General features: G+C 72.8%; 19 protein-coding genes. 6 read left to right on the forward strand and 13 right to left on the reverse strand.

The features are described 5' to 3' along the window. Positions 1–65: 65 nt before the first annotated feature. Positions 66–1,715, forward strand: coding sequence for a purine-cytosine permease family protein (locus tag JYK04_RS02315; RefSeq protein WP_189743396.1), 1,650 nt, complete (start codon positions 66–68; stop codon positions 1,713–1,715). Between the two features lie 30 nt (positions 1,716–1,745). Here the strand turns inward: JYK04_RS02315 and JYK04_RS02320 are convergent, their stop codons facing one another. Together JYK04_RS02320 and JYK04_RS02325 are read right to left on the reverse strand one after the other, a co-directional pair. Next, positions 1,746–2,954 (reverse strand): sensor histidine kinase, encoded by a 1,209-nt coding sequence (locus JYK04_RS02320; RefSeq protein ID WP_189743399.1) that lies wholly within the window; start codon positions 2,952–2,954, stop codon positions 1,746–1,748. Next, positions 2,951–3,244 carry a response regulator transcription factor gene (locus tag JYK04_RS02325; protein WP_229876424.1) on the reverse strand — a complete coding sequence of 98 codons (294 nt, stop codon included), beginning with the start codon at positions 3,242–3,244 and terminating at the stop codon, positions 2,951–2,953. The genes JYK04_RS02320 and JYK04_RS02325 overlap by 4 nt, the downstream gene beginning before the upstream one ends. Before the next feature lie 60 nt (positions 3,245–3,304). Here JYK04_RS02325 and JYK04_RS02330 point away from each other — a divergent pair, with 60 nt between their 5' ends. Both JYK04_RS02330 and JYK04_RS02335 read left to right on the forward strand, forming a co-directional pair. Next, a complete protein-coding gene (locus tag JYK04_RS02330; protein ID WP_189743400.1) occupies positions 3,305–3,463 on the forward strand; it encodes a hypothetical protein in 159 nt (52 codons plus the stop codon). Beyond that, complete coding sequence (locus JYK04_RS02335) at positions 3,460–3,669, forward strand: hypothetical protein (RefSeq protein WP_189743402.1); 210 nt, start codon at positions 3,460–3,462, stop codon at positions 3,667–3,669. The genes JYK04_RS02330 and JYK04_RS02335 overlap by 4 nt, the downstream gene beginning before the upstream one ends. 105 nt (positions 3,670–3,774) lie before the next feature. Here JYK04_RS02335 and JYK04_RS02340 read toward each other — a convergent pair whose 3' ends face one another. Next, entirely contained in the window at positions 3,775–3,984 is a 210-nt protein-coding gene (locus JYK04_RS02340) for an I78 family peptidase inhibitor (RefSeq protein ID WP_189743404.1), read from the reverse strand. Between the two features lie 62 nt (positions 3,985–4,046). Then, positions 4,047–4,691 (reverse strand): endonuclease, encoded by a 645-nt coding sequence (locus JYK04_RS02345; protein WP_189743406.1) that lies wholly within the window; start codon positions 4,689–4,691, stop codon positions 4,047–4,049. 175 nt (positions 4,692–4,866) lie between these two features. Between JYK04_RS02345 and JYK04_RS02350 the strand changes: the two genes are divergently transcribed. Further along, a complete protein-coding gene (locus tag JYK04_RS02350; protein ID WP_189743408.1) occupies positions 4,867–5,085 on the forward strand; it encodes a hypothetical protein in 219 nt (72 codons plus the stop codon). A gap of 80 nt (positions 5,086–5,165) precedes the next feature. Here JYK04_RS02350 and JYK04_RS02355 read toward each other — a convergent pair whose 3' ends face one another. From JYK04_RS02355 to JYK04_RS02370, 4 genes are all read right to left on the reverse strand, one after another. Beyond that, on the reverse strand, positions 5,166–6,677 hold the full coding sequence (locus JYK04_RS02355) for a glutamate synthase subunit beta (protein WP_189743410.1): 1,512 nt from the start codon (positions 6,675–6,677) through the stop codon (positions 5,166–5,168). 235 nt (positions 6,678–6,912) lie between these two features. After that, complete coding sequence (locus tag JYK04_RS02360) at positions 6,913–8,100, reverse strand: glycoside hydrolase family 64 protein (protein WP_229876426.1); 1,188 nt, start codon at positions 8,098–8,100, stop codon at positions 6,913–6,915. A 157-nt stretch (positions 8,101–8,257) separates the two neighbouring features. Further along, positions 8,258–9,256 (reverse strand): linear amide C-N hydrolase, encoded by a 999-nt coding sequence (locus JYK04_RS02365; protein WP_189743413.1) that lies wholly within the window; start codon positions 9,254–9,256, stop codon positions 8,258–8,260. Between the two features lie 21 nt (positions 9,257–9,277). Further along, positions 9,278–9,907 (reverse strand): hypothetical protein, encoded by a 630-nt coding sequence (locus JYK04_RS02370; protein WP_229876428.1) that lies wholly within the window; start codon positions 9,905–9,907, stop codon positions 9,278–9,280. Between the two features lie 233 nt (positions 9,908–10,140). Here JYK04_RS02370 and JYK04_RS02375 point away from each other — a divergent pair, with 233 nt between their 5' ends. After that, a complete protein-coding gene (locus tag JYK04_RS02375) occupies positions 10,141–11,256 on the forward strand; it encodes an ABC transporter substrate-binding protein (protein ID WP_189743415.1) in 1,116 nt (371 codons plus the stop codon). Between the two features lie 278 nt (positions 11,257–11,534). Then, on the forward strand, positions 11,535–12,140 hold the full coding sequence (locus JYK04_RS02380; RefSeq protein WP_189743417.1) for a hypothetical protein: 606 nt from the start codon (positions 11,535–11,537) through the stop codon (positions 12,138–12,140). Here the strand turns inward: JYK04_RS02380 and JYK04_RS02385 are convergent. The 5 genes from JYK04_RS02385 to JYK04_RS02405 all read right to left on the reverse strand — a co-directional run bounded on the left by JYK04_RS02385 (position 12,137) and on the right by JYK04_RS02405 (position 18,423). Then, entirely contained in the window at positions 12,137–13,099 is a 963-nt protein-coding gene (locus tag JYK04_RS02385) for an FAD binding domain-containing protein (RefSeq protein ID WP_189743419.1), read from the reverse strand. The two genes, JYK04_RS02380 and JYK04_RS02385, sit on opposite strands and share 4 nt — an antisense overlap. Continuing rightward, positions 13,096–15,660, reverse strand: coding sequence for a molybdopterin-dependent oxidoreductase (locus JYK04_RS02390; RefSeq protein WP_189743421.1), 2,565 nt, complete (start codon positions 15,658–15,660; stop codon positions 13,096–13,098). The genes JYK04_RS02385 and JYK04_RS02390 overlap by 4 nt, the downstream gene beginning before the upstream one ends. Positions 15,661–15,763: 103 nt before the next feature. Beyond that, on the reverse strand, positions 15,764–16,102 hold the full coding sequence (locus JYK04_RS02395) for a MerR family transcriptional regulator (protein WP_189743423.1): 339 nt from the start codon (positions 16,100–16,102) through the stop codon (positions 15,764–15,766). 426 nt (positions 16,103–16,528) lie between these two features. Then, positions 16,529–16,873 carry an SCO5918 family protein gene (locus JYK04_RS02400; protein ID WP_189743425.1) on the reverse strand — a complete coding sequence of 115 codons (345 nt, stop codon included), beginning with the start codon at positions 16,871–16,873 and terminating at the stop codon, positions 16,529–16,531. Between the two features lie 29 nt (positions 16,874–16,902). Then, positions 16,903–18,423, reverse strand: a complete 1,521-nt coding sequence (locus tag JYK04_RS02405) for a DEAD/DEAH box helicase (RefSeq protein WP_189743427.1) — start codon at positions 18,421–18,423, stop codon at positions 16,903–16,905. Between the last annotated feature and the right edge of the window lie 317 nt (positions 18,424–18,740).

Raw genomic sequence — 18,740 nt, forward strand, 5'->3', positions numbered from 1 at the left:
TCATCGCCCCCCGTCCTGTCGGCGGCGGCGCATCACCGGCACCCAGCCCCACCGGGAGGCGTGGCATGAGCACCACCGAGTCGCAACGGACCACGGCACGCACGAGGAAGGCCGCGGCCGACCAGGCGGTCAAGGAAACGCTGGAGGACTACACCCTCCGTTTCGCACCCCGTGGTTACCGGCGCTGGACCCCCATGGTCGTGGCCACCACGGCCCTCGGCGGCATCGCGTACATGGCCGACTTCTCCATCGGCGCCGGCATCGGCCTGACCCATGGCACCGGCAACGCGCTCACGGCCATCGCCGTCGCCGCGGTCGTCATCTTCCTCACCGGCTTACCGCTGGCCTACTACGGCGCGCGGTACAACATCGACCTCGACCTGATCACTCGCGGCTCCGGTTTCGGCTACTACGGCTCGGTCCTCACCAGCGTCATCTTCGCCAGCTTCACCTTCATCTTCTTCGCCCTCGAAGGCTCGATCATGGCGCAGGGCCTCGAACTCGGCCTCGGACTGCCGCTGTGGCTGGGCTACGCCGTCTCCACCCTGATGGTGATCCCGCTGGTCGTCTACGGCATGAAGGCGCTCAGCAGGCTCCAGGTGTGGACCACCCCGATCTGGCTGCTGCTCATGGTCGGACCGCTGGTGTATCTGATCGCCGCCGACCCCGGCACGGTGGACCGCTTCCTGGCCTACTCCGGCACGGACGGCGACGGCGCCGTGAACACCGCCTCCGTCATGCTCGGAGCGGGCGTGTGCCTGTCCCTGATCGCGCAGATCGGCGAGCAGATCGACTATCTGCGCTTCATGCCGCCCAAGACCGAGGCGAACAAGCGGACCTGGTGGACCGCCGTGGTCATGGCCGGCCCCGGGTGGGTCGTGCTGGGTGCGCTCAAGCAGGCCATCGGCGTCTTCCTCGCCGTCCGCGTCATCGCCGAGGTCGGACCGGCGGCCGCGCCCGAGCCGATCCAGCAGTTCCGCAGCGCCTTCGACGCGATGATGCCGGCCTGGTCGGTCGTCCCGCTGGCCGTGGTCCTGGTGGTCATCAGCCAGATCAAGATCAACGTGACGAACGCGTACTCCGGCTCGCTGGCCTGGACGAACTCCTTCACCCGCGTCACCCGGCACTACCCCGGCCGCATGGTCTTCGTCCTGGTCAACCTGGCGTTCGCACTCGCCCTGATGGAAGCCGACATGTTCAGCTTCCTGGGCGGCATCCTGGGCTTCTACTCGAACTGCGCGATCGCCTGGGTGGTCACCGTGGCCACCGACATCGGCATCAACAAGTACGTCCTGAAGCTGTCCCCGCTCCAGCCCGAATTCCGCCGCGGCATGCTCCACGCGGTCAATCCGGTCGGCGTCGTGGCCTTCACCGCCGCCTCCGGCCTGTCGATCGCCATGTACTTCGACCTCCTCGGCGACATCGTCCAGCCGTACTCGCCCGTGGCCGCGGCCGTCATCGCCTTCGTCCTCACCCCGCTGATGGCCGTGGCCACCAAGGGCCGCTACTACCTGCGCCGCACCGACGACGGCATCGGCGAGCCCCTGCTGGACAGCGACGGGAACCCGAGCGCGGCCGCCTTCGACTGCCACGTCTGCCGGCAGTCCTACGAGCGCCCCGACCTCACCGCCTGCGCCACCCACGACGCGGTCGTCTGCTCGCTGTGCCTGAGCACCGACAAGGCCGGCGACCACGTCCTGCCGGCCACCGCGTAGGCCGACCGGCCCACCCCGGCCGGCCGGCGGTCACTCCGGGCTGTGCCGGGGTACGTCGGCCGTCGGCGGGATGGACGCTCCGCGTCGCGGGATCTGCAGGTGGAGCCGGTAGCCGCCGTCCGGGGTGGGTCCGTCGGAGAGGGTGCCGCCGAGGTGTTCGGCCCGTTCGCGCAGGCCGATCAGTCCGTGCCGCGCGCTGGGCAGCGCCAGAGCGGGATGCCGGGCCCTGGTGTTGGTGACCGTCACGTCGAGGGCGGGTCCGGGTCGGCGGAACCCGACCACGACGGTCGAACCGGGGGCGTGTTTGCGTACGTTGGTCAGGGCCTCCTGGACGGTCCGGTAGGCGGCGCGCTCCACGGCGGGGCTCGCGTCACGGGGGACGTCACCCGTCAGTGTCACGTCCAGGCCGCTGTCCGCGATCAGGCCGTCGAGCCGGTCCAGGGCCGCCTGCGGCTGCCGCCTCGGCTGCGGTTGCGGGTCGGAACCCGCGTCGCTGCCGCCCGGGGCTCTCAGCACGGCGACCATGTGGCGCAGTTCGTCCAGCGTGGCCGCGCTCAGCGTGCGGATGGTGCGCGCGGCCTCCCTGGTGTCCGTACGGTCGGCGGACACCTGCAGGGCGCCGGCGCGGACCGCGATGAGGCTGACCTGGTGGGAGACCACATCGTGCATCTCCCGCGCCAGATGGGCGCGCTCGCGGGCGAGGACCTGCTGGGCGTGGAGCTCGCGCTGGTGTTCCTGCGCCGCGCGCAGCTCCTCCATGTTCCGGGCGAGTTCGCGGCGGGTGAGTACGAGCCGGCCGAGGAGCACCGCCACTCCCCCGGCGGTGAGCGAGTAGCCGACGGCGACGGCGAACTCGGCGGGGTGGGCTGCCTCGTACGGGCCGAGGTCCGGCAGGTTGGCGCCGGTCCCGTACGCCAGTACGCACCCGGCCAGGGCCCTGCGGGTGCGGTGCCGCTCGGCCACGGAGAAGAGGGCGGCGAGGGCGGCGAGGACGTTGTTTCCGAGTTGCACGACGAGCAGGGCGAACACGAACACCGTCACCGGCCGGTGTCGGCGTGCCAGCAGAGCCAGGGCGGCGGCGGCCCCGGGAGCGGCCGCCGACCATGTGCCGGTCCCGGAGAACACCCACGCGTCGGCCATCGCGGCGGCCGCCAGCCCCGCGTCCACCGCGCGGGGGCCCGGGGTGCGGCCGGTGAGCCACGCGGGCCCGGGTCTGTCCGGGTCCGTACGGTCGCTCATGTCCGCGCCCCGTCGAGCAGGCCGGCACGCTGCGCCCACAGGGCGGCCTGGACGCGGTTGCTGACGTCGAGTTTGGACAGCACGGCGCTCACGTAGTCCTTGACGGTTCCGACGCTCAGATGGAGACGGCGCCCGATGTCGGCGTTCGACAGTCCCTGCGACAGCAGCACGAGGATGTCCCGTTCGCGGGCGCTGAGCAGGGAGACCGCGTGGGTGGCGGCGCGCTGCTCGCCGCGGTGGTGGAGGTATCCGCTGATCACGGTGGCCGTGACCCGCGGGGCGAGCGCCATCGCGCCCGCCGCCAGTGACCTGACCTGACCTGGCAGGCGAGTTCGTCCGGGTCGGTGTCCTTGACCAGGAAGCCGGAGGCCAAGGACTGTCTGCTCAAGGCCGGCATCGGCGGCGCCGCCGCCCTGATCGTCGGACGCGTCAACAAGGACGCCGCGAAGAAGATCGCCACCAGTGTGGTGGCGGGCGGGGTCACCGGCTGCCTGAGCGGGCTCGTATGAGCACCGCGCTCCGGTGGGCGGCCAAGGCCGCAGCCACGGCCCTGTCCGTGCTCGCCCTGGTCCTCGTACGCGTACTGGCCGGCCCGCCCTACTGGGCCGAACTCCTGCTGACCGCGGTCGTGGCGGCAGCCGGCGCCTGTGTCTGGTCATGGATCGACAGGACGGAGCCCCGAGCCACGGAGTCGCCGACAGCCGCCCGGCCCTGAACCGGCCCCGGTCCGGGGCGCGTCCGTGTCCCTCGCGGGCACGCACCGGACCGGGGGCGTCGTTCGGGGCGGCCGGATAGGCGGCCTCCAGGACCGCGCCCAAGGTCAGCCGCTCCAGGCCCTCAGCACTCTGTCGTCCTCGACCTCGAAGTTCAGCCTGCCTTCGAGGTACTCCATGGTCAGCACGGTGCCGGGCGGGACCACGCGCACGGTCGTCCAGCCGCGTGCCAGTGCCCGGCGTTTCGCCTCGCCGGTGCCGAGCCCTGCGTAGTGCGCCGGATCGTCAGCGGCGGGTACGGAAGCGGATGCGGTCATGGCTCCCACCTGCCCCACCGAGGTGCTGCACATGCCCCGACCGCCCGACCGCTGCGCACACCTCACGCGTCACGCGCCGCGGCCCGGCTGGGCGCCCGGTCGAGTGCGTACCGCACCAGGGCGGCCGCCAGCACCGGAAGCTCTTCGGCATCGACGAGACGTGCCAGTCCCCCGGCTGTGGTCGGCAGGCCGAGCGAGGCCGCGGCCTGGCGGGCGCGGCCGTCGAACGACGGGCGCAGCTCGGGCCACACGCTTTGGGCCTCGCGACAGAAGATGTCCGCCCCCACCGGCCCGATCCGGTCGACCTCCTGCAGCAGCTCCCGCACCCGGGCCGGGTCCCCGTCCGCCGCCTCGCGCAGCCGTCGCAGGTCTCCGCGGTAGCGGCGCAGGACGAACTCGGCCCCGGATGCCAGCGCGGTGGCCGTGCTCTCGTCGTACCGGCGGTAGTGGGCCCGCCCGAGGGCGTCGACCCGGTCCTGCCACGAGGAAGCAGCCATCGCCCGCGGGGTGCGGAATCCGGCTGCGAAGAGTTCCCGGGCCGCGACCACCGCGATCGCCGCCTTGATCCGGACGGAGAACAACACGCAGAGGGTCAGCAGCTGATACAGCGGAGCCGGGGTGTTCCGCAGCCGGATGCCGGCCTCCTCGGCGTGAGTACGCCCGTACTCACTCAGCAGTCCCCGCACCGCGGCACGTCGTTCGACCATGTCGAAGCCCTTTCCTTCGAGAGTCGACGGCGGTGGATCCGGCCGTACGCCACGGTCCTCACCCGCGGTCGACCCTGCCTTGGATTTTTCCCATTTCTATCGATTCACGCGTTTCCGGCACCGGGCTCCGGGCAGGCGCCGACTGGGGGGAACCGACGTACAGGGAGAATCCGCCATGGACGACCAGGGAGGCGCCGGCGGCGCCCCGCTCCACGACCACGACGACGAGCAGAGCCGGCGCAGGGCACCCCACGTGGCGCCCCGCTCCACGGCGCCCCGCCCGGGCGAGCCGGCCGTACGGGCGGCGGACACCGACGAGGCCGCCCGCCTGGACCGGCCCGGCGACGGCAGCGAGTCCCCGCGCGAACGGCGCCGGCCCGGACGGGAGCACTGACAGCGCCCCTGCCCTGCCCCTCCCCCGACGCACGGGCGGGGGGCGGGCGGACGGTCCGCCCAGCGGTCGGCGCGGGCTTCTCAGAGCCCGTAGCGCATGCGCCCCAGGGCCGTCATCGGCCGGTCGTGCGCGGCGACCGGGGCCGGGAGGCAGGTGGAGCCGGTGAGGTACCGGTCCACGGCGGCGGCCGCCGCCCGGCCCTCGGCGATGGCCCACACCACCAGCGACTGCCCCCGGCCCGCGTCGCCCGCGACGAACACTCCCGGCGCCCGCCCGCCGCCCGCCGCGAAGCCGGCGTCCCGCGCGAAGTTGCCGCGCTCGTCGAGCTCCAGCCCCAGCTGCTCGCGCAGGCCGCCGGCCCGCTCGGGGCCCGAGAAACCGAGTGCCAACAGGACCAGCTCCGCCGCTATGACGTCCTCGGTCCCCGCCAGCGGGCTGCGGGCCACCGGCTCGACCGCGGTCAGGTGCAGCGCCCGTACCCGGCCCGCCACGTCCCCCTCGAAGCGCAGGGTGGCACAGGCGAACAGCCTGGGGTCGCGGCCCTCGCGCCCGCGGGCCTCCTCGTGGGCATGGGAGATCCGGTACGTCCTCGGGTACACCGGCCAGGGCTCGTCGTCGGTCCGGCCCGCGCCGGGCTCGGGGTTGATGTCGAGCTGGAGCACGGAGATCGCGCCCTGCCGCAAGGCCGTCCCGAGGCAGTCGGAGCCGGTGTCGCCGCCGCCCACGACGACCACGCGTCTGCCTTCGGCGGTGACGGGCGACACGGCGTAGTCGCCCTCCCGTACCCGGTTGGCGCAGGTCAGGTAGTCCATGGCCTGGTGGATGCCGTGCAGCGAACGACCCGGGACCGGCAGCTCCCGGCGCTCGCCGGCCCCGATCGCGACGACGACGGCGTCACAGCGGCTCCGGAGCTCGTCGGCTCCGGCACCGGCCGGACCGCCGACGTCCGCACCGGTGACGAACGCCGTGCCCTCGGCCCGCATCTGCTCGATGCGCCGGTCCAGGTGGACCTTCTCCATCTTGAACTCGGGGATGCCGTAGCGCAGCAGTCCGCCGATCCGGTCGGCCCGTTCGTGGACCGTGACGCGGTGTCCGGCCCGGGTCAGCTGCTGCGCCGCGGCCAGTCCGGCCGGACCGGAGCCGATGACGGCCACCGTCTTGCCGCTGCGCTTCTCCGGCGGTCTGGGCGCCATGTAGCCGCGCCGCAGGCCCACGTCCGCGATCGCCTGCTCGACGTTCTTGATGGTCACCGGGTCCGCGTTGATCGTGAGGACGCAGGCGTCCTCGCAGGGGGCCGGGCAGAGCCTGCCCGTGACCTCCGGGAAGTTGTTGGTCGCATGGAGCCGCTCGTACGCCGCCTGCCAGTCGCCGTGTGCGGCGTACGCGTTCCACTCGGGTATGAGGTTTCCCAGGGGGCAGCCGGTGTGGCAGAACGGTATGCCGCAGTCCATGCAGCGGCCGGCCTGCCGGGAGACGAGCGGCAGCAGCGCCTGGCCCGCGTAGACCTCGCGCCAGTCGCCGAGCCTCTGCTCGACCGGGCGGGCCGGCACTGCCTCGCGGGGGATCCTGAGGAAGCCGAACGGATCGGTCACGGGCCGCCTCCCTGGATCGTGGGCGCGGCAAGGTACACGGCCCGCGCACCGTGTCGCCCGTACGCGCGTTTCTGTGGCGGTTCAGCCAGGTTACGCCGCCTGCGCGGCAGTGCCCTGCGCGACCGGAAAAGGTGACCGGGCGGATACGGAAGGTGACGGCCGCCGACCGTGTCGGTGCCGGCGTCGCCGACGCCCGGCCTCCGCCGAACGTCGGCGTCGTCCCGTAGGACAAGCCCTAGTTGAACGGTTCCAGCGTCATGAAGGCCTCTTGCGGGTTGCCGTCGTGCACGAGCGACTCGTGGGCGCCGACGTCGTCGAAGGCGAAGCCGTACGCCTTACCGTCGGCCATCTGTCCGTGGATGATGCGGGAGTAGTGGTTGGTGACGGCGTCACGGTAGAAGCCGGCGTTGTTCGGGTCGGGCTGGACGGGGTTGGTCAGAAGCGTCGACCGGTTGAAGCCCGCGCACAGGGTGCGGGAGATCGGACCGCGAACCTGGTCGTTGGGCGCGTCCAGGAGCTTGTAGCAGCCGAAGACGCTGTCGGAATCCGGTTTCTGGAAGCTGGTGACCACCGCTCCCGAGCCGTTGGTGAAGTTCATGACGTTGCCCGAGACCCGGCCGTAGTACTTGGTGTTCGGCTGGTTCACGAAGGGCGTCACTGTGAGCGTGGAGGAGCTGTACTTGTTCCAGACCCGGTTGATGTAGTCGTTCATGACACCGGCGGGGATTCCGCCCGCCTCGATGCCGTGGCCCGGCGCGAGCGCGCGCAGCGGCGTGCCGTCGGGGCGGGTCTGGATCAATCCGCCCCAGCCGGCCGAACGCAGTTGGCCGAAGACGGCGTTGTAGCCGCCCGGCCTCAGCCGGCCCGTGTTCGTGACCGCGCCGTTCGCCGCCTTCACGCCCACCGCGTACGGGGCCGAGAACATGTCGACCTGGGTGCTGTTGATCCACAGGCCGGCATCGTTGAGCGTGTACTCGGACCAGTTGAACAGGATGTTGCGGTTGGGGTCGGAGGGGTTCTGCACGGCGGGCTGCACGAGGCCGCCGGTGCCGAGCTTGAAGACGATCTTCTGACCTATGGAGAAGTAGACGCGCCCGGAGAACTTGGGTATCCGGATCGTCTTGGTCTGCCCGTCGGCCGGACCCGTGATCGACGCGTCGGGAGCGGGGGTGGGGGGATTCCCTCCCACGGGCCAAGGGTGGAATCCGCCGTTGGCGTCGGCCCAGCCCTGCCGGCCCGTCGCGAGCTGCGTGCCCAGGTTGTAGACGTATACCGGCTCGCTGCGTCCCGAGGTGTTCTTGATCGTGAGCGGGATGGTCGCCGGTACGGCCTCTGCCGACGTGAGCGGACCGAGGGCCATGAGGCCGGCGGCGACCGCCAAAGCCGAGAGCCCGGATGCCAGCACCTTCGATAAACGGAACACGATCTTCCTCCTTGTGGGGCACCTGACGTGGGGGAGGTGCGACGCTCTCACGCCTATGAGTTGACGGGTGAGAGCGCTCTCAGCCTCCGACTGCGTTCAACTCCTGTCAATGAACTTGTCCGATGCGGAGCAGAAAGCCCGATCGGCGTCGCGACCCTCAGAACGGCGCGGGCGCTCGCGTGAACCGGTCCGAGACGTCCCCGACGAGGTCGGTCCCGTCGGGTCGCAGCGTCATGACGGGAGCGCCGGGCGACAGGTCGAAGCGGTCGATCTCGGCCCACAGGAGATTCGGGCCGGTGGCCAGTTCGAAGAAGTACCGCTTGCCGGTGAGGTCGCAGACGGTGCGGTACTCGGTGTTGTAGGTCTTGAACCTCCCCTCCCGGTACGGCGCGCCGAAGGGCACCGACGCGTTGCGGGTGACGGCCAGGATCGCGGCGACCGCCTGCCGGTCGTCCGCCGGCTCGGGCAGCAGCGCACCGAAGTAGGCGGCGCGCTGGAAGCGGTCGACCGCGTTCACGTTTCCCGGGAGGGGGACCTCGCTGCTGGGCCGGTCGTGGCCGAGCCCCTGCACGGCGCGCACCTTCTCCCGCAGCAGCCGCAGTTGTTCCTCGTAGGAGGGTTCGTTCGTCATGATCGTGTAGCTGCGGTCGTGGTGCACCTGCCGCCGGCCCTCGATGTATTCGACGATCGCCGAGTCCCCCGCAGCGTCCTCCAGGGCCACGTGCACCGAGGCCTGGAAGCCGCGCAGCTCGACCGGCACCAGCTGACAGGTGTCGAGCAGGTCCAGGGCTTCCTGCACATTGCGGGCGCTGTCCAGCAGGTACTGGATCCACAGGGCGATCTGGAGGCCCGGCCTGCCGGGGTCGCGGGGGCCGAGGTCGGTGCTGTCCAGGTACAGCATGTGCGCTGCGAGGCCGGCTTCGTTGATGCCGTCGGCCGTTCCCGCGCCGTAGACGGTCGTCACGAGGCTGCCGAATCCACTGGTCCACCGCAAGGGGTTGTCGGCGACGACGGTGGTACCCCCCAGCATGCCGCCGTTGCGCTCCAGGCCCCGGGGGAACACGGTCAGGACCGGCTCGGTCGACTCCGGCCAGTCCATCGTCCGGCCGGCGAGGACGGCGTGGTGGTTGGTGTTCCACAAGATCCGCGTGCACATGGGTGACTCCCTCGTCCCTCTCTAACCGACGGGGTCCTGACCGATCGGGTCCTGACCGATCGGGCTCTGACCGACGGGGCCAGGACGAGCGCGGGCGCGGGTCCGGTCGCGGAACCACGCGCACGCTCCCACCAGCGCCGCAACCCCCACCCCGTACACCGGCAGCCACAGGGTCGTCGTGGCCGCCAGGCACTCGGCGACGGCCTTACGGGCCTGCTCCTCCCGAACGAACGCCACGGCCGCGCCGTCACCGGCGGCCAGGTTCCCGACCGCGGCCTCCGCCTGGAGGGCCGCGTACCTGCCCGCCAGCACGCAGTCGCCGCGCGTGCCCGGCATCGGGAACAGCCAGGCCCGGCGCTGCAGCAGCGGGGCCAGCGCGACGGCCACGCACAGGCCGACGACCAGCGAGTACGCGACCAGGCCGCGCATGTACGGCGAGCGGATGTCCGGGCTCCACTCCGCCCGTCGCTGAAAGGCGACCATCACCGCGAGCAGGGTCACCCCGATGAACGTGGCGAACCACTGCCACGAGCCCTGGGCGAGCGCGAACGTCAGAACCGCGGCAAGTCCGATGCCGATGACCCCGGGAGCGGGAACGGCGTCCGCGGCGGACACGGCCCTCGTGGCCACTCGCGGTCCGGAATCACTCACAGGCCTCTCCTGCAGGGCGGGAAGACCCAGCATGCGCCGCCGGACGCCGCGGCCCCGGGTGCCATGCCGGGCGCTCCCCGCGGCCCGCCCGGATGGCCCGCGCCCTGGCCGGCGGCCACCGGCCAGGGCGCCGGAGGCGGATGTCTCCGGCTCGGCTACTGTCGGCGCCACCGATGTTCGTTCCGCGGTCCGGGCGCGTCGCGTCCGAACCGCCGTCCGGGAGACGCCGAAGCATGCACACGCCACCATCGCCGCCCGGGGCGGAGCGTACTGACGGATCGTCCGTCCGGATCGGCGCTCTCGTTCCGCTGACTCGACCCGGCTGGGTCGAGGCGGGCCGACACCTGCTCGCCGGTCTCGAACTGGCCGTGCGCGAGGTCAATGACGCCGGCGGGATCGGCGGAAGGCCACTCGGGCTGGTGGTCCGGGACACCGCGGCCGATCCGCAGAGGGCAGCGGCGGCCGTGGACGAGTTGGCTCGCCTGGGCGTGGCCGCCGTGGCGGGTGAGTACCACAGCGTCGTCGCTCGCGCCGCTGCCGCCCGGGCCGACGCCCTCGGCCTGCCGTTCCTCTGCTCGTCCGCGGTTCTCGACGCGCTCACCGAACAGCCGTCGCGATGGGTGGCGCGCCTCGCCCCGGCACAGTCCCACGGCTGGCGGATCTACGCGGACTTCCTCCTCGGCGCGGGCCACGGCCGGATCGCGGTGGCGACCCAGCCGAGTGTCTACTGGGCGTCCGGGGCCCGCATTCTGCGGGAGTACCTCGCTCCGCGCGGGGGCACCGTCGTCGAAATCGACGTGCGCGGCCTCGACCCCGCCGCGGTGTGCGACGAACTCGTCTACCACCGGGCGACGGCCCTCCTCCTCCTGGTCGGCCACCCGGAGCCGGCCGTGCCGATCGTCGAGGCCGTCCGCCGTGACCGGCGCCTCGCCGGGATCCTGATCGGTGCTCCGGCCGGGCAACCGGAATTCCCCGCATGGGCGACGCTGCTGGGCGGCGACGGCGCCGCGATCCCGTTCCTGCGCTACCTGCCGGAACGCCTCGGCCCGCTCGGTGCCCGCGTCGGGGCGGCCCTGCGCGAGCGGCTGGGCCAGGCACCCTCCTTCGTCGCCTTCGAGGGGTACGACACGGTCGTCGTCCTCGCCGACGTGCTGCGTACTCAGGCCGGCGAGGACGGGGCACGCGCGGGCGGACCCTGGCCGCACGTGGCGGTCGAAGGCACCCGCGGGCAGATCCGGTTCACCCGCACGCCGGGCATCGGCGTCTGGCAGTGGGCCTGGGCTCCGACCCAGGTCGTGGACCGAGACCCGGCGGAACCCGATCGCTTCCGCATCCTCCGCGCCGGCTGAGCGGACACGGAACCCGCGCGTGGGTGCCCAGGACATGAACACTGCTGGTGACGCGGGGCGCGGCCGGGTAACCTCCGCTTGATCATCCGCATCGTTCCAGGGGGCCGACCATGCCGAGACGCGTTGCACGACGGACTTCCGGCTTGCCGGCGCTCGTGGCCCTTGCCACGCTGGCCGCCGCCGGCTGCAGCGCGAATCCCTCGAAGCCCGCATCCGCGCCCCCGGCCTCCGCACCCGCCGCGTCCCCTTCGGCCGCATCGCCTTCCGCCGCGACTTCCGTGAGCCGTACGCTGACCGCCGAACAGCTGGTGGCGGCCGCGCTGCCGACCGAGGAGGGCCCGGACTCGTACGGGCACCCCGTCGCCGTCCGCGAGTCCCGGGGCAAGGACCGGGAGTCCGAGGCCTCCGACCCCGCGTGCGCACGGATGCTGGAAGCCGCCGATGCCCGGCGGCCCTCCCGCCCGTCCCCGGTGGTGGCCGACCAGACGTTCAACTGGAAGAACGACATCAACGGCGGCAACTCCACGCTCGCCTCCTACGGGAACTCCGGCGCAGTGGCGGTGTTCGCCGAGGTCCGCGAGGGTCTGAGCACCTGCCGGTACTACGAGAGCCCGGGGCCGACCACGACGTACAAGGGCACGGTCACGGTCGACCCGGCCCCGCAGCTCGGTGACGAGGCGGTGCAGTTCGAGATCACGGCCCCGAGCGAGATGGGCCCGCACGTCACCCAGTACACGGTGGTCCGCACCGGGAGCGTCATCGCCACGTTCACCAAGCTGTCGGTCGGCGGCCATGACGTACGCGCCTTCCCGCCCGCCATGATCGCCCAGCAGATATCCCTCCTCCAGCAGGCACAGAGCCGAGTCCGGCTGGAGACGACCTAGCCGGCGGCGGCCGGTCCCAGGGCCTGTTCCAGGACTTCCAGGACGGTGCTGACGAACAGCTCGGCCTTGTAGCCGGTCTGCGGCAGCGGCCGGCAGCGGGCGAGGACCGTCGCCGCGGCCGCGGCGAGGACGTCGGGCGTGGCCTCGCGGCCGATCAGGGCGGCTTCCACCTCCGTGAGTCGCAGTGGTACGCGGGCCACCCCGCCCGCCGCGACGGCGGCGTGCCTGACGGTGGAGCCGTCGAGCACCAGGCGGGCGGTGGCTTCGACCAGGGGCCATTCGGCGTGGGCCCGGCTGATGGCCCGGTGGCAGGCGGCGCGTTCGCCGGGCCAGGGCGCGGGCAGGTGGACCGAGGTGAGGATGCGGTCCGGTGGCAGGAGGTGGTCGGCGTGGGAGAGCCGGTCGCCATCGCCGTACAAGTCGGCCACGCCGCGCGGGGATTCGCCGTGGACGTGTACCTCGGCGTCGTAGGTGAGCAGGGCCATCGCGAGGGTGGACGGGTGCGGGGCGACGCAGGGGCCGTCGCCGCTGACCACGCCGAAGTGGTGGTCGCCCTGGCGCGCGGGGCAGCCGGGGCCGCCCTTCTGGAGGCAGCTGAAATGGGGATTGCGGTAGTACCAACAGCGGTTGCGCTGCAGCAGGTTGCCGCCCACGGTGCCGGCGGCGCGGATCTGCGGGGTGGCCGCGGTCCCGGCCGACAGGGCCAGGGCCGGCCAGCCGGCGTGTACGCGGGGATCGGCGGCCAGCTCGGCGAGAGTCGTCAGGGCGCCGATCTGCAGCCCTCCGCCGGGCAGCGGCGTGCAGCCGCGCAGGTGGCCGGCTCCGGCGAGGTCGGTGAACGGCCCCGGAGAGATGCCGCTGCGCTGCCGGGCGCTGGTGTCGGTGCCGCCGGCGCGCAGCTCCCCGCCGCGGGCCAGGACGGCGGCCGAGAGGTCGGTGAGGGCGGTCTCGGTGCTCACGTACCCAGTCCTTCCAGGAGCCGGTCGGGGCGGATGGGCATGTCGTACGGGCGCCAGCCGGTGGCGTCGTGGACGGCGTTGGCCAGGCAGGCCGCGGTGGGCAGGGTCGCGATCTCGCCGAGGCCGACTCCGCCGCCGGGCACGTGCTCGAAGCCCTCCTGGTGGAAGTGGACGGTGATCTCGGGGGTGTCCCCGATGCCGGGGATGCGGTAGTCCTCGAGGTTCTCGGTCAGTACCCGCCCGGTGGCCGGGTCGGTGCGCCGCTCCTCGTACAGGGCGTAGCCGATGCCCTGGACGACAGCGCCCTGGCACTGGCTGCGGGCGAGGCGGTCCTCGTGGATCCGACCCGCGGCGATGCCGCTCCACACGCTGAGCGGGCGGACGCGGCCGAGCCGGGTGTCCACCTCGACCTCGGCGACCTGCACCGATCCGGTGAAGCCGCGGCCGATCACGATGCCGCCCAGGGTGAAGGGGGTGACGAAGCCCCGGCGGTCGCGGGGGCGTCGGCCGGTCACCCGTACGCCGTGCGCCATGGCCAGCCGGGCGGCGACGTCATCGCCGCCGAGCGCGTCGCGCAGCCGGGCGGCGGCGTCCGCGGCGGCGGGCACGAGGGAGGGCGTGGTGCGGCTGCCGCCGGAGATGGGGCCGTGGACGGCATCGCTGTGGCCGACCTCGGCGCGCACCCTGTCCTCCGGCAGGCCGAGTGCCGTGGCGACGGCCCGGCGCAGCACGGTGCGCGAGCCCGTGCCCATGTCCTGTACGGCGCACCGGGCGACGACGATGCCGTCCTCGACGGTGAGTTCGACCTCGGTGACGGGATCGAGGAAGTACATCCAGTTGGCCGCCGCGACGCCGACGCCCCGGCGGAACCGGCCGGTGCCGCCGCGGGGGCCCGACCAGACCGGGAGCGCGGCGGCCCGCTCGTAGAGGGCGTGCCGCTTGGGGTTGCCGTCCCAGCGGCGGCGCAGGGCGATCGGGTCCTGGCCGAGCCGGTGGGCCATCTCGTCGACGGCCTGCTCCAGGGCCCAGCACATGGTGGGTCCGCCGGGGCCGCGGAACGGGGCGCCCGGCGGACGGTGGGTGACGGTGTCGAAGTCGCGGAGCCGGCGGGGGGCCTTGCCGTACATGAACCGGGCCAGTGCCGCCACGGTGCCGCCGACCGAGACGCCGCCGTCGCTGTCCGCGTCCATGGCCAGCGCGCTCAGATCGCCGGCTTCGTCCGCGGCCATCGCCAGCCGGATCCGGGCGCCGGGCCGGTATCCGCCGTCGGTGAGTTCCTCGTCCCGGTCCAGCACCACCCGCACCGGGGCGTCGTGCAGCCGGGCCAGCTCGACGGCGGCGACGACGTCGGAGGTCAGTCCCATCTTGCAGCCGAAGCCGCCGCCCACGTGGACGGCCCGTGCCACCACCTGTTCGACGGGCACGCCGAAGCGTTCGGCGGCGAGTTCGGCCGTGCGTTTCACGGACTGGGTGGACACCTCCAGGTGGAGGGTGCCGTCGATCCAGTGGGCCAGGCAGGCGTGCGGTTCGAGCGGGGTGTGGGTCTGCGCGGCGGTGGTGTAGACACCTTCCACGACCCGCTCGGGGGTGCGGCTGCGGGCCTCGGTGATGCGGCGCACGGCTGTGGCCGGGCGTTTGCTCATGGCGGACGGGCCCCGGAGGTTGCCGCGCCAGCGGGCGGGCACGAGTTGGGGCGTCTCGCCGGAGCCCGGTGCCCGCTTGCGTGCCGCCTTGTCCGCGTACACCAACGGGCCCTCGCCGGTCCGGGCCTGACGTACGTCCAGGGCCGCCGGGAGGACCTCGTAGTCCACCCTGACCCGGGCGGCCGCCGCCCGTGCGGACGCCCGGTCCGGCGCTGCGACCGCGGCCACCGGCTGTCCGACGTACCGCACCACGCCGTCCGGGGGCAGCAGCGGTACGAGGGGCAGGTCCCCTGCTTCGAGGGAGCGTACGTGCGCGTGCGCGTGCGGCGAGCGGATGATCACCCCTTCGAGCAGTCCCTCGGGGCGCAGGTCCGTGGTGTAGCGGGCCGATCCGTCGGTCTTCTGCGGAGCCTCGGTGCGCGGAACCGCCGGTGCCTCCCCGCCGGTCGGGGCCGTGTCGTAGTCACCCGCGCAGGCCGCGGCCACCGCGCCGAGGATTCCCTCGTACGCACCGCACCGGCACAGGTGGCCGGCGAGCGCGTCCGCGATCGGCTCCCGTCCGGGCCGGGTGCGGCCGTGGTCGGCTCGCCACCGCTCGAAGAAGGCCGCCGCGGCGACGACGAACCCCGGGGTGCAGTAGCCGCACTGGAGGGCGTCCTCGCCGGCGAAGGCACGCCCGACCGGGTGACCGGACAGGCCCTCCACGGTCGTCACCTGTCGGCCGGCCAGCGCGACCGCCGGGGTCAGGCAGGACACGCGGGGTTCACCGTCGACCTGGATCGTGCAGGCCCCGCACACCCCGCCCGCGCAGACCAGTTTGGTGCCGGTCAGACCCAGCCGGTCCCGCAGCACGTCCACGGCGGCCGGGTCGTCGTCGACGTCCACCGCGTGCCGGGTGCCATTGACCTCGAACTCCACGACGCGTTCTCCTCACCGCGGGGGGAGGGTGGCGTCCGTCGGACCTCGCGCCCGCCCTCAAGCACCTTGATATCCCGCTCGCGGCTCCGGCGCAGGTCGGCGCTCAGCGGGAGTCGTCGCGCGTGGCGCTCGCGGCGCGGCGGAACTCGGCGTTGATGCGCTGGGCCTCTTCGAGCTGGTCCTCCAGGATGACGATGCGGCAGGCGGCTTCGACCGGGGTGCCCTGGTCGACGAGCTCCCGGGCGCGGGCCGCGATCCGCAGCTGGTAGCGGGAGTACCGGCGGTGACCGCCCGGGGAGCGCAACGGTGTGATCAGACGGGCCTCGCCGATGGCGCGCAGGAAGCCGGGGGTCGTGCCGAGGAGTTCGGCGGCCCGGCCCATCGTGTAGGCGGGGTAGTCATCGTCGTCCAGCCGGCCGCCGAGCGAGTCATCCGCTGTCATCTGCACCTCTTCTTAGAACGCGTCGAAGGGCCTTGGTGCCGTACGGCACCAAGGCCCTGAAGGGAATTCAACACCATCTGTCGGCCTCAGCGCTGCGCCGACCTTCTGTTTCCGCGGTCGCGCCCTGGAGACGGGCGGGAGTGCGGGGATCGCGAATGCCTGACCGGGGACCACCTGCCGTTCGGGGGTCGTGCGGTACCCGAGCCGTGTACTCCTGCCCGGGCGATCCTGATGGTGTCTGCCTCCTCCCCTTGCTCGGGAGTCGCTATGCGAGAAACCTTAGGCACGTCGGAGTGGGATGTCTACCGTGACGGGGATAGATTTTCTTGTGTCCGACGATGAGGGATCTGCTCCCGGACAACGCGTGAGGGCCCGACCGGATGTGCCGGTCGGGCCCTCACGTGCTGTGCGGGTGGTGCTGTGCGGTCAGACGGAAACCGATACGGGCGCGGGCTCGCCGAGCATCGCCGAGGCCCGCTGGAACGCGGTGAGGCCGGCCCCGGCCGCGCCCGCGGGAGTGTGCGTGGCGGGGGCCTCCGGCAGGCCGCGGCACGTGAACCCGAGCAGGGTCATCGCCCGTACGACCTCGGCTGCGCTGAAGTCCCGCCGGTCCTGGCGGGTGACGACCTGACCGACCTGCTTGACCGGGTAGTGCCGGCGTCCGATGATCACGGACTCACCGTCGACGGGCTCGGGCTTGACGCCCTTCATCGACTCCAGCACCCCGCTCTTGGTCAGGTCGAAGGGGAAGCGGGCGATGACGACGCGCATGGTGCCTCACAGGGGGGAAGGAGAAGGGTTCACGCTGCGGAGCCGGCGGCGGACTGCCGTGCCGGCCTGCGTCGGGCGCCGGCCGGGGCGGGACGGCGGCGGTTGCGCGGGGCGGAACCGCTGCGCTCACGCCGTTCCGCCGCCGGGGCGGTGATGACGACCGGGATGCCGGAGGGGGCCTGGGCGCCGGTGATCCGGCTGAGGGCCTCTTCGCCGGAGCGGACCTGGGTGGTCTGCGGGGTGATCCCGGCGGCGGCCATGAGCCGCACCATGTCGCGGCGCTGGTTCGGGGTGACCAGGGTGACGACGCTGCCGGACTCCCCGGCACGGGCGGTACGACCGCCGCGGTGCAGGTAGTCCTTGTGGTCGGTGGGCGGATCCACGTTGACGACCAGGTCGAGGTTGTCGACGTGGATGCCGCGGGCGGCGACGTTCGTGGCGACGAGCACGCTGACGTGCCCGGTCTTGAACTGCGCCAGGGTGCGCGTGCGCTGCGGCTGCGACTTGCCGCCGTGCAGGGCGGCGGCCCGCACTCCGCTGTTCAGCAGGTGGCTGGTGAGCTGGTCCACGGCGTGCTTGGTGTCCAGGAACATGATGACGCGGCCGTCGCGCGCCGCGATCTCGGTGGTGGCGGCGTGCTTGTCACCACCGTGTACGTGCAGCACGTGGTGTTCCATCGTCGTCACCGCGCCGGCGGACGGGTCGACGGAGTGGACGACCGGGTCGGTCAGGTAGCGGCGCACCAGCAGGTCGACGTTGCGGTCGAGGGTGGCGGAGAAGAGCATGCGCTGGCCCTCGGGGCGCACCTGGTCGAGCAGGGCGGTGACCTGGGGCATGAAGCCCATGTCGGCCATCTGGTCGGCTTCGTCCAGGACGGTGGTCGCGACCTGGTTCAGCCGGCAGTCCCCGCGGTCGATGAGGTCCTTCAGCCTGCCGGGCGTGGCGACGACGACCTCGGCGCCGCCGCGCAGCGCGCTCGCCTGCCGCCTGATGGGCATCCCGCCGACGACGGTGACCAGGCGCAGCTTCACCGAGCGGGCGTACGGGGTGAGGGCGTCGGTGACCTGCTGGGCCAGCTCACGCGTCGGTACGAGGACCAGTGCGAGCGGCTGATGGGGCTCGGCGCGCTGCCCGGCCGTACGGGCCAGCAGGGCCAGCCCGAAGGCCAGGGTCTTGCCGGAGCCGGTCCGCCCGCGGCCGAGCACGTCGCGGCCCGCCAGGGAGTTCGGCAGGGTCGCTCCCTGGATCGGGAACGGTACGGTCACGCCCTCCGCGGTGAGTGCGGCGAGCAGTTCCGCGGGCATGGCGAGATCGGCGAAGGCCTCGACGGCGGGCAGAGCGGGCGTGATCGTCTTGGGCAGGGCGAATTCGCCCTGCACCGCGGCGGGCCTGCGGCCGTACCCGCCCGAGCGGCTCGGGCCGCCACCGGAACGGCTCGGGCCGCCGGAACGACTGGGGGCGGAACCGCCGAAGCGGCCGCCGCTCCTGCCGGATCCGGCTGTGCTGTTGCGCGTACGGGCGAATCGGTCGTTGGTGCGCGTGCGGTTCATGCGGAACCTTCCTCGATACGGCGCATATCAAGGAATTCCCGCAGGCGTGCAGTGCGCGGAGAATTGCAAGAAACGGGCCGAATGAAAATTCGAAGCGGACCTGCCCGGCCGGAGATCCTGGCGGGTGCAGGTACGGAAAAAGAGGCGACGCCGTCAGGGCGCACAACCGGCGTGTCGGCCGGGGCGTGATCCGCGTACAGGGGGCTGCGGATTCCTCGGCGCCGTCCCCGCGGCCGGCCGGTACGGGGCCGGGCCGGGCGGGGCGGAAAATGCGTGCAGCTGGGGCCCGCACCCCGAAGGATGCGGGCCCCAGCTAC

The sequence above is a fragment of the Streptomyces nojiriensis genome (genome assembly GCF_017639205.1).
GTDB lineage: Bacteria > Actinomycetota > Actinomycetes > Streptomycetales > Streptomycetaceae > Streptomyces > Streptomyces nojiriensis.